This window comes from Chloroflexia bacterium SDU3-3, from assembly GCA_009268125.1.
Taxonomy (GTDB): domain Bacteria; phylum Chloroflexota; class Chloroflexia; order Chloroflexales; family Roseiflexaceae; genus SDU3-3.
The window spans coordinates 179060-205932 of the sequence record WBOU01000001.1 but is presented as its reverse complement, the minus strand read 5'-3'; the positions used below and the strand labels follow the sequence as shown (position 1 = coordinate 205932).

21 protein-coding genes are annotated in these 26873 nt (G+C 64.8%); 5 read left to right on the top strand and 16 right to left on the bottom strand.

The features are described 5' to 3' along the window. Positions 1–2: 2 nt before the first annotated feature. From F8S13_00915 to F8S13_00890, 6 genes are all read right to left on the bottom strand, one after another. Positions 3–1178, bottom strand: a complete 1176-nt coding sequence (locus F8S13_00915) for an amidohydrolase (GenBank protein KAB8145679.1) — start codon at positions 1176–1178, stop codon at positions 3–5. Next, entirely contained in the window at positions 1175–2281 is a 1107-nt protein-coding gene (locus F8S13_00910) for an LLM class flavin-dependent oxidoreductase (protein ID KAB8145678.1), read from the bottom strand. Before F8S13_00910 ends, F8S13_00915 begins: the two co-directional genes overlap by 4 nt. 3 nt (positions 2282–2284) lie before the next feature. After that, positions 2285–2785, bottom strand: a complete 501-nt coding sequence (locus F8S13_00905) for a GNAT family N-acetyltransferase (GenBank protein KAB8145677.1) — start codon at positions 2783–2785, stop codon at positions 2285–2287. A 167-nt stretch (positions 2786–2952) separates the two neighbouring features. Then, on the bottom strand, positions 2953–3930 hold the full coding sequence (locus tag F8S13_00900; protein ID KAB8145676.1) for an ABC transporter permease: 978 nt from the start codon (positions 3928–3930) through the stop codon (positions 2953–2955). A 12-nt stretch (positions 3931–3942) separates the two neighbouring features. Then, positions 3943–4902, bottom strand: coding sequence for an ABC transporter permease (locus tag F8S13_00895; GenBank protein KAB8145675.1), 960 nt, complete (start codon positions 4900–4902; stop codon positions 3943–3945). After that, positions 4899–6656 carry a peptide ABC transporter substrate-binding protein gene (locus F8S13_00890; protein KAB8145674.1) on the bottom strand — a complete coding sequence of 586 codons (1758 nt, stop codon included), beginning with the start codon at positions 6654–6656 and terminating at the stop codon, positions 4899–4901. The genes F8S13_00895 and F8S13_00890 overlap by 4 nt, the downstream gene beginning before the upstream one ends. A gap of 346 nt (positions 6657–7002) precedes the next feature. Here F8S13_00890 and F8S13_00885 point away from each other — a divergent pair, with 346 nt between their 5' ends. Then, a complete protein-coding gene (locus F8S13_00885) occupies positions 7003–7353 on the top strand; it encodes a helix-turn-helix transcriptional regulator (protein ID KAB8145673.1) in 351 nt (116 codons plus the stop codon). A gap of 79 nt (positions 7354–7432) precedes the next feature. On the opposite strand, the gene F8S13_00880 is transcribed toward F8S13_00885, so the two are convergent. The 7 genes from F8S13_00880 to F8S13_00850 form a co-directional block, all read right to left on the bottom strand. Next, entirely contained in the window at positions 7433–8611 is a 1179-nt protein-coding gene (locus F8S13_00880) for an alpha/beta fold hydrolase (protein KAB8145672.1), read from the bottom strand. A gap of 100 nt (positions 8612–8711) precedes the next feature. Then, positions 8712–9338, bottom strand: coding sequence for a TetR/AcrR family transcriptional regulator (locus tag F8S13_00875; protein ID KAB8145671.1), 627 nt, complete (start codon positions 9336–9338; stop codon positions 8712–8714). A gap of 555 nt (positions 9339–9893) precedes the next feature. After that, positions 9894–11117 (bottom strand): N-acyl-D-glucosamine 2-epimerase, encoded by a 1224-nt coding sequence (locus F8S13_00870; GenBank protein ID KAB8145670.1) that lies wholly within the window; start codon positions 11115–11117, stop codon positions 9894–9896. Positions 11118–11319: 202 nt separating this feature from the next. Then, positions 11320–13317, bottom strand: a complete 1998-nt coding sequence (locus F8S13_00865) for a cellulase family glycosylhydrolase (protein KAB8145669.1) — start codon at positions 13315–13317, stop codon at positions 11320–11322. A gap of 115 nt (positions 13318–13432) precedes the next feature. After that, positions 13433–14428, bottom strand: a complete 996-nt coding sequence (locus F8S13_00860; protein ID KAB8145668.1) for a glycosidase — start codon at positions 14426–14428, stop codon at positions 13433–13435. A gap of 88 nt (positions 14429–14516) precedes the next feature. Then, positions 14517–15593, bottom strand: coding sequence for a LacI family transcriptional regulator (locus F8S13_00855; protein KAB8145667.1), 1077 nt, complete (start codon positions 15591–15593; stop codon positions 14517–14519). A 434-nt stretch (positions 15594–16027) separates the two neighbouring features. After that, complete coding sequence (locus tag F8S13_00850) at positions 16028–16966, bottom strand: NAD-dependent epimerase/dehydratase family protein (protein ID KAB8145666.1); 939 nt, start codon at positions 16964–16966, stop codon at positions 16028–16030. An 80-nt stretch (positions 16967–17046) separates the two neighbouring features. Here F8S13_00850 and F8S13_00845 point away from each other — a divergent pair, with 80 nt between their 5' ends. From F8S13_00845 to F8S13_00830, 4 genes are all read left to right on the top strand, one after another. Further along, positions 17047–17631 carry a TetR/AcrR family transcriptional regulator gene (locus F8S13_00845; protein ID KAB8145665.1) on the top strand — a complete coding sequence of 195 codons (585 nt, stop codon included), beginning with the start codon at positions 17047–17049 and terminating at the stop codon, positions 17629–17631. A gap of 29 nt (positions 17632–17660) precedes the next feature. Further along, positions 17661–18374 carry a DUF4386 domain-containing protein gene (locus tag F8S13_00840; protein KAB8145664.1) on the top strand — a complete coding sequence of 238 codons (714 nt, stop codon included), beginning with the start codon at positions 17661–17663 and terminating at the stop codon, positions 18372–18374. A gap of 443 nt (positions 18375–18817) precedes the next feature. Continuing rightward, entirely contained in the window at positions 18818–21262 is a 2445-nt protein-coding gene (locus tag F8S13_00835) for a glycosyl transferase (GenBank protein ID KAB8145663.1), read from the top strand. A gap of 181 nt (positions 21263–21443) precedes the next feature. Next, positions 21444–22685, top strand: coding sequence for an N-acyl-D-glucosamine 2-epimerase (locus F8S13_00830; protein KAB8145662.1), 1242 nt, complete (start codon positions 21444–21446; stop codon positions 22683–22685). A gap of 44 nt (positions 22686–22729) precedes the next feature. Here F8S13_00830 and F8S13_00825 read toward each other — a convergent pair whose 3' ends face one another. From F8S13_00825 to F8S13_00815, 3 genes are all read right to left on the bottom strand, one after another. After that, the gene (locus tag F8S13_00825) at positions 22730–23011 is read right to left on the bottom strand and encodes an STAS domain-containing protein (protein KAB8146071.1); all 282 of its coding nucleotides are present in this window, start codon (positions 23009–23011) and stop codon (positions 22730–22732) included. Between the two features lie 184 nt (positions 23012–23195). Next, on the bottom strand, positions 23196–24353 hold the full coding sequence (locus F8S13_00820) for a SpoIIE family protein phosphatase (GenBank protein KAB8145661.1): 1158 nt from the start codon (positions 24351–24353) through the stop codon (positions 23196–23198). Positions 24354–24374: 21 nt separating this feature from the next. Then, the gene (locus F8S13_00815) at positions 24375–26834 is read right to left on the bottom strand and encodes a PAS domain S-box protein (protein KAB8145660.1); all 2460 of its coding nucleotides are present in this window, start codon (positions 26832–26834) and stop codon (positions 24375–24377) included. Between the last annotated feature and the right edge of the window lie 39 nt (positions 26835–26873).

Sequence of the window (26873 nt, the reverse complement as noted above, 5' to 3'; positions counted from 1 at the left end):
CCTTATCGCTGCGGCAGCGACTCCTCGGCCAGCCGCACCCAGGCCGCCGCGCCGGTGGTGAGGATGTCGTCGTTGAAGTCGTAGCGCGGCGTGTGCAGGCCCTGGCTGGGGCCGTTGCCGATCCAGATGTAGGCCCCAGGCCGGGCCTGGAGCATGTAGGCGAAGTCCTCGGCGGTCATCAGCGGCCTCAGGTCGGCGCGCACGCGCTCCTGTCCCACCAGTTCCTCCAGCGTGTGGTAGGCGAAGATGGTCTCGGCGTGGCTGTTGATGGTGGGCGGGTAGCCCGGCTGGTGGCGCACATCGATGGCCAGGCCGTAGCTGGCCGCCGTGCCTGCGGCCACGCGCCGGATGCCCTCGATCAGGGCGGCGCGGGCCTCGGGGCTGTAGCTGCGGGCCGTGCCCTTCAGCACCGCGCTGGCGGGGATGGCGTTGGACGCCTCGCCGCCGTGGAACTGTGTCACCGACAGCACCGCCGGGTCGAGCGGGTCGATGCTGCGGCTGACCAGCGACTGCAGGGCCAGCACCAGCGCGCTGCCCGCCAGGATGGGGTCGGCGGTGCGGTGCGGCAGGGCGGCGTGCGCACCCTCGGCCTGGATGTGCAGCTCGAAGTAGTCGGCGGCGGCCATCATCGGCCCCGGCATCACCGCGAAGTGCCCGGCCTCGATCCCTGGGATGTTGTGCATGCCGTACACCGCATCCACCGGGAAGCGCTCGAACAGGCCGTCGCGGATCATGCGCCGCGCGCCCGCGCCGCCCTCCTCGGCGGGCTGGAAGATGAACACCACCGTACCCGCGAAGGCCCTCGTCTCGCTTAGGTGGCGGGCCGCCAGCAGCAGCATGGCGGTGTGTCCATCGTGGCCGCAGGCGTGCATTTTGCCGGGCACCTCCGAGCGGTAGGGCAGCTCGTTCTCCTCGCTGATGTTGAGCGCGTCCATGTCGGCGCGCAGGCCCACCGCGCGCTGGCTGGCCCTGTTCGAGAGCACGCCCACCACGCCGGTGCGCCCGATGCCGCGATAGACTGCCAGCCCATATGATTCTAGCTCCTGCGCCACCAGCTCGGCGGTGCGGTGCTCCTCGTAGGCGGTCTCGGGCGTGGCGTGCAGGCGGCGGCGCAGCGCGGTGTAGCGCTCTTGGTAGCTTTCAAGTTGGGTGAGGATGTTGGCTGTGGCGATGCTCATGGCAGTCCTGGGATTCCGTCAAGGCTATAGGAGACCGGCCCATGCTCGTGTGGGTGTCGCTCGCTCGGCCCCTGCCAGATCGCGCTGGGGATCTCGCGCCGCAGCACGGGGATGACCTCGCTGGCGAAGATGTGCAGCTGCTCGCGCTGCTCGGCCTCGGTCAGGCCATCCACGCTGATGCTCAGCACTTGGTTGCCAAACGCCTCGTGGTAGCGCAAGATCTTCTCGATCACGCGGTCGGGGCTGCCCACCAGCACCGGCCCGTTCTCGATGTTGTCGTGCAGATCTTTGAACGGCGGCCTGTTGTGCTGGGCCGAGGCCGTGGCCATATAGGCGTTGTAGTAGGGCGTGAAGCGGCGCACGGCCTCCTCATCGGTTCGCGCGAGGTACAGGCTGCCCGCCCCCGAGCCGACCACCGCATCGTTGGGATCGCGCCCGTAGGCCGCCCAGCGCTCGCGGTAGTGGTCGATCAGCGCCTGGTACTTGCTGAGGTGGTGGAAGGCGTTGGCCGAGAAGATCGGCTCGCCGTATTTTGCCGCCAGATCGGTGGAGAGCGTGCTGGATGCGCTGCCGTGCCACACCGGGATGCGCTTCTGGAAGGGCCGGGGCATCACGGTCACGTCGTGCAACGGCGGGCGGTAGCGGCCCTCCCAGGTCACATGTTCTTCATCCCATAGCCGCCGCAGCAGCGCGTAGCGCTCGGCCAGCGACTCCCACTGCTCCTCCTCGGCGATGCCGAACAGCGGGTAGTGGCGCGGGTCGTTGCCCTTGCCGATGATGATCTCCAGCCGCCCGCCCGACAGATGGTCGAGCGTGGCGTAGTCCTCGGCCACGCGCACCGGGTCGAGCACGCTCAGCACGGTGACGGTGGTGAGCAGGCGGATGCGGGCGGTACGCCCCGCGATCGCGGCCAGGATCACCGGCGGGGCGGATGAGAGGAACGGCGGGCCGTGGCGTTCGCCTACGCCATAGGCGTCGAAGCCAAGCTCCTCGGCCAGCACGGCCTGCTTGAGGATGGTCTGGAACTTCTGCTGGGTGGTCAGCGTCTCGCCGGTGATCGGGTTGGGGATGTTCATCACCAGGCTGAACAGGGCAAATCGCATGGACTACCGCCCGTTCTCTCGCGCGTGTTCCTGCGCGCTTGGAAGATCCTTCTGATATGCCAGCACCAGCTCCCAGTCGCCGCTGAAGCGCGGGATGCGGCGGTAGCCGACCCGCTCGTAGAGCGCCGCCGCCTCGGGCTGGCGCGGGCCGGTCTGCAGCTTCAGGCTGCGGTAGCCGAACTCGGCGGCCAGCCGCTCAAGCTCGCTGAGGATGGCCTGGGCCACGCCCTGGCGGCGGGCGTCGGCGCGGGTGTACATGCGCTTGATCTCGCCGGTGTCGGCATCCAGCGGGCGCAGCGCGCCGCAGCCCACCGGCCTGCCGTCGATTCTGGCCACCACAAAGGCGGCGCGCGGCACCTCCACATCCGCTGGCTTGAACCCGGCGCTGCCGTCGCTGGTCTCGTAGAGCGCGGCCAGCTCGGCGCTTAGCTCGGCGATCAGCTGCACCGCGTCGGCGCTGCGGATGTCCTCGGGGCCAGCGGTCACACGTGCGACAACCGTCATATCCTTCTCCTCTCCGGTGTGCTGTAGGGTATGCTGAAAGGGTGGGCGGCGCGTAGGGTTTGGCACGTCGCTTCTGAATGAGTATCTACCGACAGAAGGTGAGTGAGGTGATATTAATATGCTTGATCAACTTTGTCAAGTATGAAAAAGCCTGAAAAAGGGGCAGGCTACGACCGCCGCTGCTGCGGGTCGAGCGCGTCGCGCAGGCCGTCGCCGATATAGTTGATGCTCAGCACCGACAGAAAGATGCACAGGCCCGGAAACAGCACCATAAAGGGCGCAAACTCGATAAAGTTCTGCGACTCGTAGAGCATGCGGCCCCACGTCGGTGTGTCGGGCGGGAATCCTAGGCCCAGGAAGCTGAGCGTCGACTCGGACAGGATGGCCGAGCCGACCGCCAGCGTGGCCGCCACGATCACCGGGCCGAGCGTGTTGGGCAGCAGGTGCCGCACGATGATCCGCCCAGGCGGGATGCCCAGCGCGTGCGCCGCCGTCACAAACTCGGCCTCGCGCAGCGTCAGGAAGCTCACCCGCACCAGCCGCGCCACCGGCATCCAGTTTAGCCCACCGATCACCAGCACGATCAGCGCGAAGATGCCGCCCACCGGCCCCAGCGCCGCCGTCACCGGCTCGCGGAACAGGTAGATGATCAGCAGCAGCAGGGGCAGCTGCGGCAGCGAGAGGAACACGTCGGTCAGTCGCATCAGCGCGCTGTCTACCCAGCCGCCGAAGTAGCCCGCCAGCGCGCCTACCAGCGTGCCCAGGCCAATGTTCACCAGCATGGCCACTAGGCCCACCGCGATCGAGATCCGCCCGCCCCACAGGATGCGCGCCAGCACATCCTGCCCCAGGTCGTTGGTGCCAAACGGGTGGGCCGCGCTCGGCCCCTGCAGCGCGGCGGCGAAATCCACCGCGCCGTAGGGCGTGGCGTAGACCAGCGGGCCGAGCGCCACCCCGAGCACGATCAGGCCGAACACCACCACGCCCAGCAGCGCCAGGCGGCGCCGCCGGAACTGCCGCCACACATCGCCCCACAGCGTGCGGGGCCGCCGCGCGGCGCGCTCACCGCCGCGCCGCACGCTGCCCGCTAGGGCGCGGCGCGGGGCCTCCCCATGCGCGGCTTGGTTGGTCGGAGAGAGACTCATGGCGGCTCCTTGTTAGGTGTAGCGCACTCGTGGGTCAAGCACGCCGTACAGCATGTCGGCCACCAGGTTGAAGATCACGATCAGCAGGGCGTAGATACAGGTGATCGCCATCACCACCGGCGTGTCGCTCGACTGGATGCTGCTCACCAGCAGGCCGCCGATGCCGGGCACGCGGAACACCTGCTCGGTCACCAGCGCCCCGGTGAACACCGAGGGCACCCCGAGCGCCACCAGCGTCACCACCGGGATGAGCGCGTTGCGCAGGATGTGGCGGTTGACCACCACACGCTCGTGCAGGCCCTTGGCCCGCGCGGTGCGCACATAGTCGCGGTAGATCTGCTCCAGGGCCGCCGAGCGCATGAACCGCATCATAGTGGCGGTCTGGAACAGGGTCAGCACGCCAATTGGCATGGCCGACTGGCGCAGCTGGGCCAGCAGGCTGGGCCAGTCGCTCACCACCAGCGTGCTGTTGTAGACCAGCGGGAACCAGCCAAGCCGCACGCTGAATAGCAGGATGCACAGCAGCCCGGTGAAGAAGGTGGGCAGCGAGAAGCCCACAAACGCCAGCGTCGAGCTTACCTGGTCGAAGACCGAGTAGGGCCGCAGCGCCGCCAGCATGCCCAGCGGCACGGCCAGCAGCACGCTCAGCAGGTAGGCCGTGCCCACCACCGCCAGCGTGGTGGCGATGCGCTGGCCCAGCAGCGCCCTCACAGGGCTGCGGCTGGCAAACGAGTAGCCCATGTCGCCCTGCACAAAGGCCGACAGCCACTTGCCATAGCGCACTGGCAGCGGCTCATCCAGCCCCAGCGACTGGCGGATGTTCTGGCGCACCTCGGCGCTCACCGAGGGGTCGGTGGCGAACTCGGCCATGGGGTCGCCGGGGGCCAGCGCCAGGATGCCGAAGATGATCATGCTGATCACCAGCAGCAGCGGGATGGAGATCGCGATGCGCCGCAGCAGGAACTGGTTCATGAGGCCTTCCGCCTCCAGTCTTTGATCTGCCAGAGCGTCGAGTCCCACGGCGTGAAGCTGGTGCCTTCCAGGCTGCTGCTCACGCCCAGGTTCGATGCGTTTTTGACCAGCGGGATGATTGCCACATCGCTGATCAGCAGATCGTTCAGCTGGATAAACAGCTGCTGCCGTTTGGCGGGGTCAAGCTCCACGGTTGATTTTTGGAACAGCTCGTCGTAGTGAGGGTTGCAGTAGCGCACGCGGTTGCTGCCGCTCCAGCTGTTGGCCTTCTGGGCGATCTTGGCGCAGGTAAAGCTTTCCAGGTACGCGCCGGGGTCGGGGTTGTTGTTGCCGATGGTGTAGACCTGCACGTCGGCGTAGAAGTGGTTGAAGTTGTCGGTGTTATTGGGGTCGCTGCCGAAGAAGATGCCGTTGTCCACCGATTTCAGCTCGACCTTAAAGCCGATCGACTCCAGCGCCTGCTTGATCACCTCCTGGGTCTTCTGCCGCGCTGGCACGATCGATGTCTGGTAGAGGATGCTGAGCGCCACGCCATTTTTTTCGCGCACGCCGTCGCCGTTTGTGTCTTTCCAGCCCGCCTCGTCCAGCAGCGCGGCGGCCTTCTGCAGGTTGTATTCGGCCTTGGTGTTCGGCGAGACCACCGTGGGCGGCTCGACCACGGCGTTGGTGATCGGCGTGGCCGATGGGCCGTAGACCTGGGCCGCGATGGTGGTGCGGTCCACCGCTAGCGCGAAGGCCTGCCGCACCTTGCTGTCGCTGAAGAACGGGTGCGGGGCCTTGAGGCTTGATCGCTCGCCGTCGACCTCGGCGTTTGGGTCGGTGTAGTTCAGCTCGATCCGCTCGCTGAAGCCGCCCAGCGAGGCGGGCACCACCAGCCCTTTTCCGCCCGCCTTCAGCTGCTCCAGCACCTGCGGCGCAGCCGAAAGCCCCGGTGTGAAATCGACTTCGCCAGTCTGTAGCACCGCGCGCGCCGCCGAGGTCGGGTCGCCGCCGCCCTTTAGTTCCACGCGCGCGAAGAAGGGCTTGCCCTGCTCGCGAAAGTAGGGGTTTGGCTCGTATACCACGATGTCTCCCGGCTTGAAGTCGACCACGCGGTAGGGGCCAGTGCCCACCGGCTTCAGGTTGGCCGGGGCCTCGCGGGCCTTCGCGCCCACGTAGCCCTGAAAGATGTGCTTGGGGATGATCAGCCCGGCGGTGCCCACGAAGGGCAGCGACCACGCGGGGCTGACGTCGCGGAACCGCACCTTCACCGTCGTTGGGTCGATCACCTCCACGCCGCTGACGGCGCTGTAGGTGCTGGTGGTGGTGGCCGCCGTGGCCTTGTCGGCCAGGAAATCGTAGGTGAACTTCACATCCTCGGCGGTGAATGGCTCGCCATCCGACCACTTCACGCCCGCCTTGAGCTTCCACGTCACCGATTTGCCGTCGGCGGCCAGCCCGCCATTTTCCCGCGAGGGGATCTCGGCGGCCAGGAAGGGCACCAGGCTGCCATCCTGGTCGAACGAGGCCAGTGGCTCGTAGGTCACGCGGCTGGCGTCAAAATCCTTGGTGCCGGTGGCCAGGTGCGGGTTCAGGATGGTCGGTGCCTGCAGCCACAGCAGGTGCAGCGTGTCGCCCTGGCCGCTGCCGGGCGCAGGCGCAGCGGTGCTGGATGCGGCCCCGGCCTGGGTGGTGGGCGCAGCGCCGCAGCTGGCCAGCAGTATCGCCGTGGTGAGCGCGAGGCCCGTTGCTGCAAGAGAAGTGTGTACCCGCATGGACGCTCTCTTTCTCCTCAAACAATGCCAGAAGGTATCCCGAGTAGCCCTTGATCAACGATCAAGAGAGAAAAAAGCGATGTCGAATGCGTTCGTACCGTTGGCGTCGCTGGCGCGGTAGTGGGCGATCGTATGGGTTTTATGCTGTGAGAATATTCACATGGAATAGCTCTGCACGTTGGCCCTGCCGGTAAAATTGTGGGTTGATATTATTATACTAGATCAACATTGTCAAGTATAAATTAGGTATTATTGAATAACTTGATCATCATTGTCTAGTATCATATAATCAGACGAGTGCCACACAGGTAGCGCCCAGAGCAATTGGGATAGGTGAGGAGCAGCTATGACACATTTTGGGGAGCGCATCCGCGATCTGCGAAAGGCCAAAGGCCTGACCCAGCGCCAGTTTGCCCAGCAGCTTGGGATAGATGTGACCTACGTGAGCAAGATCGAGAACAGCCGCAAGCCCACCCCGCCGAGCGAGCAGCTCATCCGCCAGATGGCCGGCCTGCTCGGCTCCAGCGCCGAGGATCTGCTGGCGCTGGCCGGGCACTTCAACCGGCGCGAGCTGCAGCGGGTGGCCTCGGAGACGCCCGAGGTGGCCACGCTGCTGCGGCGTATCCAGTCGCGCCAGTTTTCCGCCGAGGAGCTGCGCTCGCTGCTGCGCACCATGGATGCGGTGCGCGCTAGCTAGGCACCGAGCATAAAAGGGGCAGGCGGAACAATATTCCGCCTGTCCCTTTTTCTACCGCATGGGCTTTTTTGCGCTCTTGCTAGGCCAGCGTGCTGTCGAGCCAATCGAACACGCGCTGGTTGAGCAGGTGGTCGGCCCCGACGTGGCAATGCTCATCGGCACCATCCTCGGCAGTGAATCGCAGCAGCGTCCGCTCGCACGTCAGTGCATCGTAGAGCTTCTGCGGCTGGTTGTCGAAGAAGTGGTCGCGCTCGGCATCGCAGACCAGCATGGGGCAGCGGATCTGCTGGGCGATGCCCTCCATGGTGTAGCGTGCCATCCGGGCGACGAACTCCTCCGGGGTGTCGACCGCAAACGACCAGATGCCCTGGCTGATGGCCCAGCGCATGTTGAGCGAGCGCCGCTGCATTTCCTGCAGCATCTGCTGCGACTCCTGCTCGTTTTTGGCATGCTGGAGAACTGTGGTAGCCTCGGCGGGCACGTCGAACGAGAACAGCCCGTCGATGGCGACACAGGCCGCCAGCCGGTGCTCGAAGGCCGCCGCCCTTGGGGCCAGGTAGCCGCCCAGGCTCCCGCCGATCAGCACGAGCCTGGCGGGGTCCACGCCCCGCTGCGTCAGCGTGAAATCGACCACCGGCGTCACCACATTCTCCCAATCGGGGCGGAAGGGCAGGCCTTGCTTGCGCAGCACATAGCCCTGGCCCGGACCCTCGAACAGCAGGCAGTTGTATCCGCGCTCAAGGGCACCACGGGTAGCATGGAAGAAGATCTCCTCGCCGGTGGAGTCGAAACCGCCGTGGCGCAGGATGGTTGGGCGGGGTTTGCCAGAGTTGTCGGGGCGGAAGAGGTAGCCTGGCAGCGTGGTGCCCTCGTAGGGGATCTGTACCTGCTCGGCGGGGAAGGGCAGCAGCGGCAGGGCCTGCAGAAAGCAGGCGCGGCTGCGGTCGTAGGTGTCCTCGGCGCGCGGGTCGTGCCCGCCGATGTGCAGGAAGAACTCGGCGGAGCGGTAGTAGTTGCTGGCGCGTAGGTAGGCGTCGCGGGCGCTGGTGGGGTGCCCCTCGGCCATGCAGCGGTCGGCGATGCCATGGATGCGCTCGGCGGTGCGGTTCCACTCCAGGAACCATGTCTCTAGGTCGTCTTCCACGATCCGTGATCCGGTCAGCAGGCACTCGTTGATGTCGGCTCCACCGCCGACCGTCTCGCCTAACACGCGCAGAAACTCGAAGGAGAGAGTCTGATCTTGGAACATGAGCTTCATGGAGGTGTCCTTTCATTACTTCTTATTAGTTAACGATAACTAACTTAACTGGGCGAAAAGATGGCCCTTGGCCTCGTGCCAGGGCCTTGGCAAGGTTCGGCTAGCCTAGGCGTAGCGCCTGCCACCAGAGCCGGCTTGACTCTGCCAGCATTGGCTCGCTGAATCTGTCGAACATGCGGAACTTGGCGCGCATCTGGATCGCGAACAGGAAGCTCATATAGCCCCATGTGGCGGCATCCAGATCGCGCTCTTGGGGGATGAGCTTTTGCTGCTGGGCCTGGACCAGCAGCCCGTGGATAAGCCGAAATAGCTCGTTGGTATGCTCCCTCATGGCGTCTTTGACCTCGGGATCTTGGGATTCGATCAGCGCGCCCAGCAGCATGAGCGCGCTGCCCTGCAGGTGAATTGCCACATCACGGTAGTCGAGCACCAGCGAGCATAGCGTGTCCTCAAGGCTGCGGCTGGCCCGTTCGTTCACACGGTCGCGGAAGCTCTGAAAGAACTGATCGCCGGTGTGGCGTAGCACCAGCAGAAAGAGGTTCTGTTTGCTGCCAAAGTGCTTGTAGAGCATCGGCTCGGTGACGCCGCAGGCCCGCGCAAGCTCGCCGATGCTGGCCTGCGCATAGCCATGCTGGGCGAAGACTTCGGCGGTCTGCTTGAGCATCAGGGCGCGGCGCTCCTCGCCACGCATGCGGGTTACCTTGGGTTTTTCGGTCGATTCGGCCATGCTGTTTTCCTAGTTAGTTAGCGCTAACGAACATGAGTATACGCCGATCTGCACAGCGTGTCAAGATCCACATGCGCTATGTGGTCGACCGGATACCAAGATGCCATTCACGGTAGTTTTGGGGTCGGGCCAACCGTAGGCAATGCTTCCAGCGTTGCGCAGTTGGGTCGACCGGTTGTGGCAACAATGATGGTGTTTCCGCTTTTATGCTGGGTGTGCCCTGCGCGGGCGGCGCACAGGGGCCAGCCCCTGTGAACCCTGCGAGAGAGCATCGCTCCCTTCAAACCCCCAATTTTGGGCGTTCCTATGCTGCAAACTGGCGGCTGGTGTTCGTGCATATGGCCAGTTTGCGCGAGTAGCACCTTCGCCGCCTGGGCCGGGTGGGTAGGGTAACTGATCCCTATTCCTTATTTTCTACCCCCTTCATTCCCTTGGTGTCTTGGAGCCTTGGTGGTAAAAATTCTTCGTGCCTTCGTGGTTATTCGTTCCCTTGTTCCCTAGCAGTACACAAACGCCCCGCAGCAGTATGACCTGCTGCGGGGCGTTTGTGTACTGCTACTGGGCCGGGATGCGCGCCAGCAGCTCTAGGCAGAAGCGCCCGTGGTGGTAGGGGCACTCCCACGGGCCGGTCTTCACCTGATCTAGGTGCGGTGTGCCGTCGCGGCTCACCACCTTGAACCACTCGCCGTGGGTGCGGTCGACAAAGTACTTCTGCACGAAGTCCCAGCAGGCCAGCGCGGCCTCGGCGAACTGGGGGTGGCCGGAGATCTGATAGGCGTTGTAGAAGCCCACGATGGCCTCGGCCTGCGCCCACCAGTGCTTATCGGTGCTGGCTGGGCCGCTGGCGTGGCCCTCGTAGAGCACGCCGCCCGAGCTGTCCATGCCCTGGCTGTAGACGGCCCAGGCCATCTCGACCGAGGCGCTGCGGCTGGCGGCCAGCAGCTTGGGGTCATCCAGCACCTCGGCGGCCTCGACGATCAGCCAGCTGCCCTCGATGTCGTGGCCGTAGGAGCGGGTCTGGCCGGATGCGTTCCATGCGTCGTCGAAGAACAGCTTGAAGTGGTAGGTCTGCGGGTCGATGATCTGCTTGAGGAAGATCTCGACCATCTCGTGCACGCGCTGGCGCAGCAGCGGGCTGTCCCACACGCGTAGCAGGTTGGTGTAGCCCTCCATCACGTGCAGCATAGTGTTCATCGACTTGCGGCAGTTTGGCTCCAGGTCGCTCAGGCGCATGTCGTCCAGCAGGCCCCAGTCGTGGGCGCAGCCCTCGATGTAGCCGCCGTAGTGCGGCTCGTAGGCGTGCTGCTCCAGCAGCTCGAACAGGCGCTTGGCCAGCTCCAGGCTTTCGGCGTCGCCGGTGGCGCGGTGGTACTCGCTCAGGCCATAGATCGCGAACGACTGGGCGTAGCTGTGCTTGCGCGGGCTGATCGGCTTGGCGTCCTGGTCGATCTGCCAGTAGACCCCGCCGTACACCGGGTCGACGAAGGCGCTTTTTAGGTACTCGTAGGCGCGCTGGGCCATGGTGCGGTACTCGTCCTTGCCGTAGGCGCGGTAGGCCGCCGCGTAGGTCCACAGGATGCGCGCGCAGACCACCGCCGAGCGCGGGTACTCGTTATGCACCACCAGATCGTTGCTGAGCGCGCCGTAGAAGCCACCGTGCTCCTCGTCGCAGGTGTGCTCGATCCAGAACGGCAGAATATTGCCAAGCAGCTCCTGCTCGATCTGCACGCGGGCCTGTTGAAGTTGAGGGAGGATCGTCGAGGCGTCTGCTGTTATCATAATCGTATCCCTATTCATCCAAGGTAGTGTCAATAATAGCGAAATGAACACAACAAATAATAGATGTAGTTTCTTTGCTCTGCAACTGGAAAATGGTTGAGAATCGTGATCTTGCCAGCTTTTTGCGGTTTTCTTTTCATACACGTGCTCGTAGCCGCCGCACCACGCATGCGTCCATGCGCGGTGCGGCGGCTGCGCCGCGCTACTGGGCGCGGATGTTGTCGATGTCGTACTGGCCAGCGCCGAAGTAGATGTAGAAGGCGCGCAGCTGGCTCAGGTTGGGCGCGCCGCCCGAGGTGCATGTTAGGGCGGTTAGGTCGAGGGTGACGGTGGTGCTGGTGCCGCTATTGACCCAGTTCCACGGCCCCTGGCACCAGTCCCAGCTGTCGCCCAGCTGGAGCGCCACGCTGGATGAGACGCCGGTGTCGCCGGTCTGGATGTCGTACTTCAGCTCGGTCTTGCCGGTTAGGTTCACCAGCTCGCTGGTCTGCAGGCCGAACCATGCGTCCTCATTGGCGCTGATGTGCAGGCCGTAGCTGCCATGGGTGACGAAGCTGCTGGTCTGGGCCACGCTGCCCGCGCTGGCCTGCCAGCTGGCTGGCCCCCACGACTCGGTGCCATCCTCGAACGAGAACAGCGTGAGCGCGCCGTTGGGGTCGGGCTTCACCGTGATCAGGATGGTGGCCACGTTCGAGAGCCGGGCGCTGCTGTCCTTGATGGTGTAGCTGGCCTTGGCCTTGCCCGAGAAGCCGCTGGCGGGCGTGAACAGGATGGTGCCGTCGATCTGCAGCACGAAGCTGCCGCTGCCGCTGGCGTAGCTGGTCTGCCGCCCGGCGGTGGCCGGGTCAAGGTCCAGCGACTTGTAGCTGATCGTCGCGCCGCCGTAGCGGATGTCGTTGCCCAGCGGCGTGATCGACACCGGCGTGCCAAACGCGGTCTCGGCCAGATCGTCGTCGGCCACCGGCGGGAAGGTCGTGGCCTTGCCTCCCATCTTCTTGGCGAAGTTGGCGATGGTGGTGCAGATCGGGCTGGGGCAGTAGATGTTGTGTCCGTCGTAGTCGGGGTAGAGCGTGCCGTTATCCTGCGTGCCGGCCAGCATCCAGAACAGCGCGCCGTTGCCGCCCGCCTTGTAGAACTCGTCGGTCCATGTCTGGTAGATCGGGTTGCGCGTGGCCTTGTTGGTCAGGCCGAACTCGCCCAGCATCACCGGCTTCTTGAGCTTGCGGGCGTCCTTCACGTGCTTCACCAGAAACTCGGTGGCCCACTCGGTGGTCTGGCCCCAGCCCTCGGGGTAGAGGTGCAGCGACATCACGTCGATGTTGGGCAGCGCGGTCAGGGCCAGGGTGTCCACGCCCTCGCCGCAGCGGTCGATCCAGTTGGCCGCGTTGGGGTCGCAGTAGAAGCCCTCGTCGCCCACGCTCACCAGGTGGTTCTGGTCGATGGTCTTGATGTAGGTGGACATCTCATCGGCCCAGTCGGTGATCGTCTGGGTGGTGCAGGTATCGGACTGGGGGTAGACGCCCGCCGACTTGCAGCGCGGCTCGTTGCCCAGCTCCCACGTCATGATCGTTGGGTCGTTCTTGTACTGCACGCCGGTGATGCTGTTGGTGCGGTTCAGCAGGTGGCTGATCCAGCCCTTGTACCACGCGCGGATCGTTGGGTCGGTGTAGAACTCGTCGTGGTACTGGCCGCCCTTCCAGCGCACATACTGATCCATGCCGCCGAAGTTGTTCCAGTTGTTCACGAAGGGGATGACCACCTTCAGGCCGAGCGACTGGGCCTTGGCCAGCACATAGTCGAGCCGCTGCAGCCCATCCGCGCCGTCGTTGTAGGCGGGCTGGCCGGTGGCGGGGTCGAAGTACTGGAAGTAGATGCCGTTGGCCTTGCCGTTGATCGAGTTGCTGTCATCCTGGTTGCCGATGTCGATCGAGCCCCAGAGCCGCATCACCTGGTAGCCATTGGCGGCGGCCTTCTCCAGCACGTCGTCGGCCATGGCCTGCGACTGGTAGACCAAGTAGTAGTTGTTGCTGCCTGCGAAGCGGAACGTCTTGCCGTTCAGTAGCAGCTTCGAGCCGGATCGGGTGACAAAGCCCTGCTGGGCAGGGCTGGTGGTTTGGGCCGCCGTCGGCGCGGCGAAGGCCTGAAGGGAGAAGAGAAGTGCAGCGATGACGCTTCCGACACGTACGAGTCGATTCACCATTGATCGGCCACTCCTTCCGAGACATGCGGATAGTACAGCACTGTATGTGTAGGAGTTGATAAGGCTACGGAGCGTGTTCAGCCCCGCTGGGGTGAGCGGGGCTGCGCGAGAGCGACTAGAGCGAGTTTGACTTGATGAAGTCGATCACCTCATCCACCTGGCAGAAGGCCAGGCCGGTGACGGTGTCGGCAGCGCCGTAGTAGAGCGCGATGCGGCCTGTGGGCGCATCCACCAGCGCGGCGCAGGGGAAGGCCACATTGGGCACATCGCCCACGCACTCGTACAGCGTCTGCGGCGAGAGCAGGTAGGGCGCGGTGCGGTGCAGCACCTTCCAGGGCTGGTCGATGTCGAGCAGGGCCGCGCCAAAGCTGTAGACGAAGCCGTTGCACGAGTTCAGCACGCCATGGTAGAACAGCAGCCAGCCATCCTTGGTCTCGATCGGCGTCGGGCCAGCGCCGGTCTTGGTGGCCTGCCAGCCGCCCTTGGGGCCGAGCACCCAGCGGTGCTTGCCCCAGTAGGTCATGTCGGGGCTCTCGCTGTAGAAGATGTCGCCGAACGGCGTGTGGCCAGTGTCGCTCGGGCGGCTATACATGGCGTAGTTGCCGTTGATCTTGCGCGGGAAGATCACGCCGTTGCGGTTGTAGGGCAGGAAGGCGTTCTCAAGCTGGTGGAAGGTCTTGAAGTCGTAGGTGTAGCCCACGCCGATCGTCGGGCCGTGGTAGCCGTTGCACCACGAGATGTAGTAGCGATCCTCCAGCCAGGTCACGCGCGGGTCGTAGCGGTAGACCAGCTGCGTCACCTCGGGGTCGCCCTCGAAGGTGATCGGGGTGGGGTCCAGCTCCCAGCTGATGCCATCCTTGCTGAAGCCGCGGTGCAGGTTCATGTCGCGGTTGCGGTTGTCGCAGCGGAACACGCCGGCGAAGCCGCCCTCGAAGGGCACCACGGCGCTGTTGAACACGCTGTTGGATGTGGGGGTGGCGTTGCGCGGGATGATCGGGTTGGCGTCGTAGCGCCATACCACGTCGCTGCAGCCAGCCGGGCGTTCCTGCCAGGGGATGTTGGGCAGTGCGCTGCCGAGGATGGTCGGTTCTGTGGTTGTGGTCGTCACCATTGTGGTAGTACTCCTCATTGAAGTAGAGATGTGCGCGCACTGGGCACCAGCGATAGCGGCAGGGCAGCCTTCAGCGGCATATCGGGCGCTAGGCAGGGCGAGGCCCCTGCACCGACTGCCGTTCGATCAGCAGCGGGCGGATGACCGATGTCACTAGGCCAGCGTCCGTCATCTCGATGCGGTTCATCAGCAGCTGCACTGCGATGCGCCCGAGGCCGACTTTGTCCACCTGCATGGTCGTCAAGGCTGGTACGACATATGCTGCGGGGTCAGTATCATCAAAGCCAATAAGCGAGATATCTTCGGGCACACGCCTTCCAGCGGACTGCAGGGCCTGAAGCACGCCGATCGCCGTATCATCGTTGCAGCAGAATAGCGCAGTGATGTGGGGCGAGTCTTCGAGCAGCTGGAGCGTGGCCTCGGCTGCGTCGGCGCGGCGCAGGTGGCTGTCGGCGAAGTAGCATGCGGCGATGCCTCGATCGGCGAGCGCCTGGATGTAGCCCCGCCGTCGCTCGGAGATACTCGGGTAGGAATGCGGCAGGCTGGCCACCAGCCCGATGTCGCGGTGGCCCTTGTCGATCAGGTACGATACCGCCTGGTAGGCACCGGCGAAGTTGTCGGTGATCACCGAGTCGTAGCCGTTCTCGGCGATGTAGGCATCGACCAGCACGATCGGCTGGGCATCGTTGTGGATGATCTGGGCCAGCGTGGTGTCGACAAAGGTACCCACCAGCAGCATGCCGTCTAGCGCCTGCTCCTGCAGGATTCGCGGCAGCTCGGCCACGTGGTTCTCGGCATCCACCGGCACCGTGGCGTAGAGCAGGTTGATATGCTGCTTGCGGCAGACATATTCGATGCCTGCCAGCACAGGGCTGTAGAAGGGGTTCGACTGCGGGATGTCATCGGCTCGCGCCTTCATGATCACCCCGATCTGCTGGATGTCCTTCTGGCTGGCCTGCTCGGTCGAGCGTTTCTTGCGATACCCTAGGTCGCGTGCCGTCTCCAGCACGCGGCGGCGGGTCTCGGCGTTGACGCCGGGCTTGTCGCGCAGCACCAGAGAAACTGTCGCAAGCGAGACACCACTTTCCCGCGCGATCTCCTCAAGCGTGATCCGTCGCGCCATACGATCGTCCTTCTGTATCATTGGTCGTAAAAATTGAACCATAGTATAGCGCAGGTCGTTGCTCGCCTTTGATCTGATGAAAATGTCGGTGCTTTGCTGGTTCTGGTGCGGTGACGCAAGCCCTGCCGATGATCCGAGGCTGGTTCCAGAAGGCTACTGCCGATGCGTGAAATTTTATCTAAAGTTTTAAGACAACCTCCTTCGGAACCGTGATCGAAATGATCCGGACTTTTCATAAGAATAGATATCGTTTTAGCCATTGTGAATGCCTAAAAACGCTTCTGTCTGTGCATCTATGCCTATGAAAGTTTCTGGCCCCTGTAGGAATAATTATAGATCAAGCGATCTAAATGGTCAAGTGTCTTTTAATTAAAATTTTTAGTCTCAGGCTGCGCTATGGTTTCGAAATGCTCACCGGAGCGGGGCCATATGGGGAGCGATAGCCCCGCACGAGCTGGCATGCGGGGCCTGGGGTGCTACCGCCCGAGCTGGGCGCGGCTCCACGCCAGGCTTTCGCCCAGCGCATCGCGCAGCGGCGTCGGCTGGCTGCCGAAGGTCTGGCTGAAGTCGCGGCTGTCCATCACAAATGGCTGGCTCCACTCGTAGAGCATCTCGACGCTCTCGGCCACGGCTGGGCTGGCCAGGTCCACCAGCCGCAGCAGCAGCGCCCCCGCGCCGCTGGCCCGCACGGGCCGCCCCAGCAGCTCGGCCAGCAGCGCCGCCAGCTGAGCCTGGGTGACGGGCGGGGCGCTCGGCACATGCCAGGGGCGGCCCAGGCCCCGGTCGTCGGTGCCCAGGGTGGCCAGCGCCCTGCCGAAGTCGGCCACATAGGTGAAGGTGTGCGGCTGATCGAGCCTGCCCAGCATGGTCAGCCGCCTGCCGCGCAGCGCGGGCTGAAAGATCATCTGGTGCGAGATCTGGTCGTGTGGCCCGAAGAAATCGGAGCCGCGCGCGCTGGCCACGCGCAGATCGCCGCGCCGGTGGGCGGCAAATAACGCCTCGGTCATGGCCTGGCGGATGCGGCCCTTCTTGGTGTGGGCGGCGTAGGGCGTCTGCTCGGTGAAGGCCTTGCCCGCAGGCTCGCCGTAGGCGTAGAGATTCTCGGCCACGATCAGCTTGGCTCCCGCTGCAGCCGCGCCCTCCAGGATGCGCTGCTGCAGGCGCGGGAAGTTGCCCTCCCACTGGTGGTAGGGTGGCTGGGCGCACTGGTAGACTGCCGTAGCCCCTGCGGTCAGCTGGCGCACGCTGGTTTGGTCGTAGGCGTCGCCCTGGGCAAGCTCGGCCCCGGCGGGTGCGGCGGCGCTTGTGCCGCTGCGGTTGACCATGCGCACGCGCCTGCCTAGGGCCAGCAGCGTCTTGGCAGTCCAGTGCCCCAGCGGCCCGGTTCCAAAGATGACATGGAGCTCTGCGCTCATAGGGTTGCTCCTCTTGACAGATTAGAGTAAATGCTCTACTCTCTATTTTAGAGTAAATACTCTATTTTGTCGAGGAGACTATGGCCACACGCGAGCGAATTCTGGATGTAGCGCTTGAGCTTTTCAACGAGCAGGGCACCGCGCCAGTGTCGACCAACCATATCGCCAGCCAGCTGGGGATCAGCCCAGGCAACCTGTACTACCACTTTCGCAACAAGGATGCGATCATCCGCGCGATCATCTGCGAGCGCCTGTTTGGGATGTGGGATCAGATCTACGATCTGCCCGACGGCCTACCGCCCACCCTGGCCGACCTGCGGCGGCTGGTGCAGGCCAACTTCGCGGGGCTGTGGCAGTACCGCTTTGTGTACCGCGAGCTGATCGTGCTGCTGCGGCGCGACGCGGCCCTGCACGAGGCCTATATGGCGGTGCGCCAGCGCGGCTACCAGGGCTTCGAGCAGCTCTTCGCGGCGTTTGTGGCGGCGGGGGTGCTGCGCTCGCCCGCCGACCCGCAGGAGCTCGGCCGCGTGGCCGAGCTCTGCTGGATCGTCACCGAGTTCTGGCTGCCAAACTTGGAGGTGAGCGGCCGCGCGGTCGATGAGGCCCAGCTTGCCTACGGCGTGGAGCTGATGATGCAGGTGCTTAGCCCGCTGATTATCCGCTAGCATATTGATTGATCAATAAGGAGAGGCGAATGGAGAAGCTGTCTATCCAGCGCATAACCGGCGTGCTGCTGATCGGCATCCCGATGTTGTTTATGGTCTGCTTTACGCTGCTACAGGTGCTGTTCGACTATCCGGCGATCCTGCGGCAGCCTGTGTCGGCGGTGTTTGTGCAATTTCAGGCTGGCGGCCCGCGCCTGATCGCGATCTGGTACACGCTCACGCTCACGGCGCTGCTGTTCATCCCGGTGGTGGTGCTGCTGCACACCGCCCTGGCCGAGCGCCAGCCGCCCTGGTACCTCGGGCTGGCCTCGGTGCTGGGTGTGCTGGCCGGGCTTGTCCAAGGCCTCGGCTTCCTGCGCTGGAGCTTCCTAGTGCCCTCGCTGGCTGGATCGTACCTGGACCCGGCGGCGACGGCGGCCCAGCGCGATATGGCGGCGCTGATCTTTGACGTGTTCAACCGCTACGCTGGCATGGCCATTGGTGAGCACCTGGGCTATCTGTTCACCGGCCTGTGGACGGTGCTGATCGCCGGGGCGCTTGGCCGCACGCGGCTGATACCAGCGTGGCTGGGCTGGCTGGGGGCGGCGTGCGCCGGAGGGGTGCTTGTCGGCCTGCTTGAGCCAGCCGGGTGGAGCGCCGCAGGCCCGATCAATGCGGTGAGCTACATGGTCTGGGCGATCTGGCTGGTGGCGGTGGGCGCGCTGCTGCTGCTGCGCGCCGGATCGCGCGGCGGGGCGGGCTAGGCGACCCAGCGCGATCTTTCCAGGGGGATGGGCAGCTACGCCCATCCCCCTGCGCGTTGAGCGGGCATAGCTCTGGCGGCACGAGGCATACCCGGCATCGATACATCACCAGCTTGTGCGTGTTCGCACAAGCTGGTGATATATCACTTTGGTATCGCTGGCTATATCGCAAGAGCACTTCCCCGCCCACATGCCCTATGTTTTAATAGAGAGTGGTCTATAGCGCATTCAGATGCGAACTTTTTTGTTGTCGCTGCGGGCGCTGTGGGCACGCACGAGGCCCAGTGCGGGTAAATTGCGTTTCTGGAGGTCTTGTGGTTTAATCGGCGCTGCGCTGTGGCGTGCTGCGCCGTGGGGTAAAGCGGCTTATTATCTGTAGATCCACACAGCTTTATCCCCCTACGATTGGTGTGGGTATGTAGTGAATCAAGGAGATTCGGTCTATGCGCTATGGCTTTTTCGATGACGAGCAGCGCGAATACGTGATTACGCAGCCCGATACGCCGCTGCCCTGGATCAACTACCTGGGCTGCGAGTCGTACTTTGGTCTGATCTCCAATACGGCGGGCGGCTACTCGTTCTACCGCGACGCCCGCCTTCGCCGCCTGACCCGCTACCGCTACAACAATGTGCCCTTCGACACGGGCGGTCGCTATCTGTACCTGCGCGACAACGCCTCGGGCAGCTTCTGGTCGCCCTCGTGGCAGCCGACCCAGAACGAGCTTGAAGATTACACGTGTCGCCATGGCATGGGCTACACGATCATCGGCTCGACCTACCAGGGCATCAAGGCCTCGACCCGCTACTTTGTGCCGCTGGGCGAGAACCTGGAGATCTGGCAGATCACGGTGACCAACCAGCGCAGCCAGAAGGCCGCGCTCTCGCTGTTCTCCTCGATCGAGTTCTGTCTATGGGACGCTCAGGACGACGCCACCAACTTCCAGCGCAACTTCAGCACCGGCCAGGTGGAGGTTGAGGATGGCGTGATCTACCACAAGACCGAGTACCGCGAGCGGCGCGACCACTTCGCCTACTTCGCCTGCTCGGAGCAGCTGGCGGGCTTCGACACCCAGCGCGAGTCGTTCCTGGGCGCGTACCGCGGCTGGGACCGCCCCACCGTCGTGGCCAGCGGCGAGTCGCGCGACTCGATCGCCCACGGCTGGGCGCCGATCGGCTCGCACCACGTGAAGCTGGAGCTGGCCCCCGGCGAGTTGCGCACCGTCACCTTCGTGCTGGGCTACCACGAGAACCCGCGCGACCAGAAGTTCGACCCGCCCACGTCGCAGACGGTCAACAAGCGCACGGTGAAGCCCACCATCGCCAAGTACCTGGATGCCAGCGCGGCGGATGCGGCCTTCGCGGCCCTGCGCGCCTACTGGGACAAGCTGCTGGGCCTGTACCAGGCCAGCACGCCCGACGTGCACACCAACCGCATGGTGAACATCTGGAACGCCTACCAGTGCATGGCCACCTTCAACATGTCGCGCTCGGCCTCGTTCTACGAGTCGGGCATTGGCCGCGGCCTGGGATTCCGCGACTCGAACCAGGATCTGCTAGGCTTCGTGCACATGGTGCCCGAGCGCGCCCGCGAGCGCGTGCTGGACATCGCGGCCACCCAGCTGGAGTCGGGTGGCGCGTACCACCAGTACCAGCCGCTGACTAAGCGCGGCAACAACGACATCGGCGGCAACTTCAACGACGACCCGCTGTGGCTCATCCTGGGCGTGGCGGCCTACCTGAAGGAGACCGGCGACTGGAGCATCCTAGATGAGCTGGTGCCCTACGACAACCAGCCCGGCTCGGAGACGCCGCTCTACGAGCACCTGCAGCGCAGCCTGCGCTACACCACCGACCGGCTTGGACCGCACGGCCTGCCGCTGATTGGCCGCGCCGACTGGAACGACTGCCTGAACCTGAACTGCTTCTCGGACACCCCGGGCCAGTCCTTCCAGACCACCACCAACAAAGAGGGCAAGGTCGCCGAGTCGGTGTTCATCGCCGGTATGTTTGTGCTGGCCGCCAAGGAGCTTGCGGGTATCGCCGAGCAGCGCGGCCTGGCCGACGAGGCCGCCGCCTATCTGGCCGAGGCCGCCAAGATGGACGAGACTGTCCACGCCCACGGCTGGGATGGCGAGTGGTTCATCCGCGCCTACGACGACGCTGGCCAGAAGATCGGCTCGCACGAGAACGCCGAGGGCCAGATCTACATCGAGCCGCAGGGCTTCTGTGTGCTGGCCGGTATCGGCCTGGAGGATGGGATCGCCAAGAAGGCGCTCGACTCGGTGAACCAGCGCCTGGCCACAAAGCACGGCATCGTCATCCTGCAGCCCGCCTACACCCGCTACTACCTAGAGTACGGCGAGATCTCCTCGTACCCGCCCGGCTACAAGGAGAACGCCGGTATCTTCTGCCACAACAACCCCTGGGTGATCGTGGCCGAGACCAAGGTGGGCAACGGCGACCGCGCCCACGACTACTACTCGCGGATCAACCCCTCGGCCCGCGAGGAGATCGGCGACCTGCACCGCTGTGAGCCGTACGTATACGCGCAGATGATCGCAGGCAGCGACGCGCCGACCCACGGCGAGGCCAAGAACTCGTGGCTCACCGGCACGGCGGCCTGGAACTATGTGGCGATCACGCAGGCCATTCTGGGTGTGCACCCCACCTACACCGGCCTGGAGATCTCGCCGGTGATCCCCAGCGATTGGCCGGGCTTCTCGATCACCCGCGTGTTCCGCGGCGTGACCTACCGCATCGTGGTGGAGCGCGCTGGCAAGGGCAACACAGTGGCGCTCTCGGTGGATGGCCAGACGGTGAGCGGCAACGTGGTGCCGCTGCCCACCGACGGTCGCACCGAGGTCGCGGTGCATGTGACCCTCTCGTAGTCGCACGCTTGGTCAGGCGCGGCCCAGCCGCGCCTGACCGCTGCCCCTTCTGGCAGGCCGGGGTGATCTCGACCGATCACCCCGGCCTGCGCACTATTTTTTCCTTATGGGTATATGTCACATCTATGGCTTCCAGCGGCCATGAACGTGGGCGCGATAAGCGCCAGGGGTCGTACCTTTTATGATCGACACGATACAGCTACACACCTACGCGCTCAGGGCCGAGCGCGAGCTGCGGGGCAACATCCTGCCCTTCTGGATTCAGCATACGGTTGACATGGAGCGAGGCGGCTTCTATGGCGGTATCTCGAATGATCTCCATGTCGATCTGGAGGCCCCCAAAGGCGCGCTGCTCACCACCCGCATCCTGTGGGCCTACGCGGCGGCCTACCGCCGCTACCAGGAGGCCGAGTACCTCGTGATGGCGCAGATGGCCTATGCCGACCTGATCGACCGCTTCTGGGACCATGCCCACGGCGGTCTGTACTGGGCGGTCAGCCCGACCGGCGAGCCGTTGCAGCCGCACAAGCAGATCTTTGTGCAGGCCTATGGCATCTACGCGCTGGCCGAGTACGCGCTGGCCACCGGCTCGCGCTACGCGCTCGATCGCGCTATCGCGCTGCACCGCCTGATCGAGGCCCACGCTAGCGATGCGCTGCACGGCGGCTACCGCGAGGCCTGCGCCGCTGACTGGCAGCCCCACCAGGCCGCGCTGGATGCGGCTTCGGCTAGCGCCGAGAAGACCTTCAACACCCACCTGCATGTGCTTGAGGCCTACGCCAACCTGCTGCGCAGCTGGAACAGCCCCGAGCTGCGCACCCGCCTCGCCGCGCTGATCGACCTGATCGCGTCGCGCATGATCGACCGCGATAGCGCACACGCGCGCCACTTCTTCACGAACGACTTTACGCCGTTGCCGGGGCCGCTGTCGTTTGGCCACGACATCGAGGCCAGCTGGCTGCTGCTGGATGCCGCCCACGAGCTGGGCGACCGCGCGCTGCTGGCCCGGGTCGAGCCGCTGGCGCTGGCCATGGCTGACGCGGTGTACGCGCAGGGCCTGGGCGGCGATGGCGCGCTGCCCTACGAGTCCGACTGGCAGGGGAATATCGTGCAGGCGCAGCGCGAGTGGTGGCCGCAGACCGAGGCGGTGGTCGGCTTCCTGCGGGCCTACTGCGCCTCGGGCGAGCCGCACTTTCTTGAGGCGGCGCTGCGCTGCTGGGAGTTTATCGAGCAGCGGCTGGTGGACCGTGCTGGCGGCGAGTGGTTCAAGGCGGTGACGCCGGAGGGCGAGCCGCTGCGCGACGAGGCCAAGGTGAGCTTCTGGAAGTGCCCCTACCACAACACCCGCGCCTGCCTAGAGATGGTCGCGCGGCTCCAGCAGATCAACCAGTCCAGCGTGCTGCAGATCTCGCGTGGGGAGTAGCAGAAGCTGGCCCCCGGCGCATGCGCACTGGGGGCCAGCTTCTGCTACCCAGCTTTGCCGAAGGACTGTATGGCCTCCTCCACACTGGCGTAGGGCGTAAGCGTGAGGTCGAGTGTGGTGAGGTGCAGTAGGGATCTCACTTGCTTATCTGGCCGGGCGATCCGCAGATCGCCGCCCACATTTCGCGCCGCCTTCAGGCACCCGATGAGCGACCCCAGCCCCGAGCTATCAACAAAGTAGATCTCCCCAAGGTCGATGAGAATCTGCTGCTTGCCTGTGTCGATCTGTGCCTGCACTGCCTGCCGCAGCTGCCCCGAGCTGAGCATGTCAAGCCGCCCTCTGAGCTGCAAGATGCTCAGCCTCGTATTATCGTTGCTCACATCGATATGCACAGGTCACCTCCTCATTGGTAGCCATGTTTAGCGTTAGCAGAAGCCCATGGTTCGGCTTCTCGGTCATCCACTCGGCCAATGTAGATGAGCTGCATTGCAGCCCCTGAAATGTGCCGCCTTACTCCAGGCAGCGAAGGGCCATAATGGTGAAGTCATCGGGTGGGACGCCGATAGGGCTAAGCAGCCCAACGATGCGGTCAACCATGGCCCAGGCGCTGCCTGCGCCGTCGAGGTGTCTGGCCAGCGTCTTCGGCGTCAGCTCCAGCTCGGGTCGGGCGTCGATCACGCCATCGCTGTAGACCAGCAGCGCGTCGCCGGGGCTGAAGGTGATGCTGCCCTCGCCATAGACGGTGTTGGGCATCACCCCAACCGGCATGCCGCGCTCGCTCAGCATCTCGATCTTTCCGCTGGCCCTGCGCAGGAACACGTGGCCGTGGCCCGCATCCACATAGCGGAGCTGGCGCGTTGGGCCATGCAGCTGGCCGAGAAAGAGCGTCACGAAGCGGCTGGTGCGGTCGAAGTCGTCATCGAGCGCGGCGGTGACGTACTGCATGGCCTCGCTGGGCGTGCTGTGTCGCACCACCGCCCGCATGACAGCCCGCACCGTGGCCATCAGGAGCGCCGCCGACATGCCCTTCCCCATCACATCGCAGAGCCAGAACGCGGTGGTGTCGGCGCTCGGCTGCCGCCAGTCGTAGAAGTCGCCGCCGACCTCGCGGGCGGGCACGCACTCGGCGGCCAGCTCGAACCCTGGGATGATCGGCATGGAGCGGGGCAGAAGGTCGGACTGGACCTTGGCGGCGTTGGCCAGTTCCTGCTCAAGCTGGGCGCTCTTCTCCTCCAGCTGGTGGTGCAGCATGGTGTTCTGGCGGTTGAGCAGCAGTCGGGCGGTGGTGCGTCGCAGCACCGCTTTGAACTCGATCGGCTCGAAGGGCTTGCGCAGGTAGTCGTCGGCCCCGCGTCGCAGCGCGTCGATCGCCACCCGCTCAGAGCCGTAGGCGGTGGTCATGATCACGGCGGTGTCGTAGCCGCTGCTGCGGATGCTGTCGAGCACCTCTAGCCCGCTGATCCCCGGCAGGGCGACATCCAAGAACACCAGATCGGCGGGCTTGTCGGCCATCAGCCGCAGGGCAACCTCGCCGTTGGGCGCGGCGGTGATGGTGAAGCCAAGTACGCTGAGCCGCGCCAGGATCAGGCGGTTGATATCGGGGTCGTCGTCGACGACTAGGGCCGAGAGCCCATGCCCGGATGGGATTTCGTGGGTGTACGTATGCATACAGCTAGTTCCTTGGTAGTGCTAGGGCTGCGATCCGTGATGGATCGGCAGCATGAGCGTGAAGGTGGAGCCGACATCGAGCATGCTCTCGACGGTGATGCTGCCGCCGTGCATCTGGGCGAGCCTCTGGCTGATGGCCAGCCCCAGGCCGGTGCCGACCGCCTGCTTCGCACGGTTTTTGGCGCGGAAGAACTTGTTGAACAGCCGGGCCTGGTCTTCTTTGGCGATACCGATGCCGTTGTCGATGATGCTGATGTGGATATACTCGGGGCTATGCCAGGCCTGCAGCGTGATCGCGCCGCCCGCTGGGGTGTACTTATGGGCGTTCGAGATCAGGTTGGTGAGAATCTGGATCACGCGGTCGGCGTCGCAGCGGATGCTGGGCAGGTTGCTGCTGATGTCGACGAGCAGCTTCTGCTGCTTGGCGTCGATCTGCGGCTGCAGCAGGTTCACCACATTGCGGATGATCGGCGAGAGCTGGTGGCGGCGGAAGATGAGCTCGATCGCCCCTTCCTCGATCCGCGCCACATCGAGCAGATCGCTGATCAGGGCCATGAGCCGATCGGTGTTGGAGCTGACGATCTGCAGAAACTCGCGCCGCATGGGGTCGGGCAGCTCCTGCTCCAGCAGGATGTCGATATAGCCCTTGATCGAGGTGAGCGGGGTGCGCAGCTCGTGGGATACCATGGCCACAAAGTCGGATTTCATGCGGTCGATCGCGCGCTCGTCGGTCACATCGCGCACCACATACAGCCGTCCGATATAGCCCTCTTGGCTATGCACTGGCATCGAGGTGAGCGCCAGCTCGCGCGCGGGCGGCCCCGGCTGGGCGATGATCTCGTGGAAGTGCTGGCCCTGGTTGGCGGCCAGCGTGGCGTAGCGCGCCGAGAAGTCGCTGATGCTTAGGATCTCGCCCGGCTGGGCGCTTTCGGCTTCGCGGCTGTTGGCGAACAGCTCGCCGAAGCGGCGGTTGGTGGAGAGCACCCAGCCCTCGGGCGAGATCAGGGCCATGCCGTCGTTGGTGGCGTCGAACACAGCGCGCAGCTCGCTCTGGGTGCGGCGCACCGCGCGGTACTGGCGCTTCAGGGTGTCGGCAGATTCCTGTCGCTCGATCTCGCTGCTGAGCCACTGGGCCATCAGGCGCAGCACATCCTTTTGATTCTCGCTAAAATGGCTGGTGTGGGGTGCCTGGTTCGAGAAGCAGAGGGTGCCGTAGATCTGGCCATGCACTACCACTGGCGCACCAAGGTAGGACTCGGTCTGGTAGCGGGCGTAGCACGGGTGATCGCGCCAGGCCGACCTACCAGCGTGCTCGATGGCGACCAGGGCTACCTGGCTGATAGTGGCGCTGCAGTAGACCTCGTGGGTGACTAGGGTATCGCCGGGGCGGAGCGCCACCCCATCTTCGCTGCTATAGCTGCCGACGATCCGATACTGATCGCCCTCGATCTGCGAGAAGATGCCGGTGGGCATGGCGAAGTGCTCGCAGCCCATCTTCAGAAACGCCTCCACCCGCTGGGCGAAGGTGAGGTTCGGGCTGGCGGCGATCTCGTAGAGCGCGCGCATGGCCATCTCGTTCTCGTGCAGCGCGGCCTCGGCCCGCTTGCGCCGCGTGATGTCCTTCGCGACGCCGATGATCCGGTAGATCTCGTTGGCGCTGTTGCGCGCGGTGAAGCTCTGCGTCTCGATCCAGCGCATGCTGCCGTCGGGGCGCACGATCCGGTACTCGCCCTCGTAGAGCGTGTTGTCGCTGGCGCTTTCGATCGGGGTGGCCTGCTCGAGGTCGAGCGGGTAGATGCTCTCGAACAGCAGGCTGGGCCGCTCGTAGAGATCGCTGGTGCTGCGCCCCCACACCTGGCTGAAGGCGGGGTTGACATAGATGCACTGGCTCAGGTCGGGGTTGCAGACCCAGATCACATCGCTCATGCCCTCGGTCACCTGCCGCGAGCGCATCTCGCTCGATCGCAGCGACTCCTCGATCAGCTTGTGGGCCGAGATATCGCGGAAGCAGACCGCGTAGCTGATCGCTTGCCCCTGGCTGGCCTGGCGCACGATCAGCTCAAGCGGGAATTGGGTGCCGTCGTGGCGCAGGCCGCTGGTCTCGTAGGGCTGGGCGTAGGCGCGGTCGAGGTGGGCCAGGGTGCCTGCGCGGTTTTCGGGGGCGATCAGCTGCTGGATGGGCATGCCGATCAGCTGGTCGTGCGGGTAGCCAAACAGCGTGGCCATGGCCTGGTTGGCCTCGGTGATGCAGCCGCCCTGGTAGCGCACGATCCCCTCGGCGGCGAGGTCGGCGAGGTCGCTGGGCGACGCGGGCCGTCGGCTGCGCCACAGCAGGATGCCCACACACGCCGCGCCGCCGCATGCGGCGGCGATGCTGGCGTCGCGCATGCCGCCCAGCGCGAGCGCGACGCTCAGGAGCATAAGCAGCAGCGCGGCGGCGCTGATCGGTGTGCTCGGGCGGTTGTCTGGCGATACTTCCATAGCTTCCTGTGATTGCGGATGGATGTGTTCTAGAGGAAG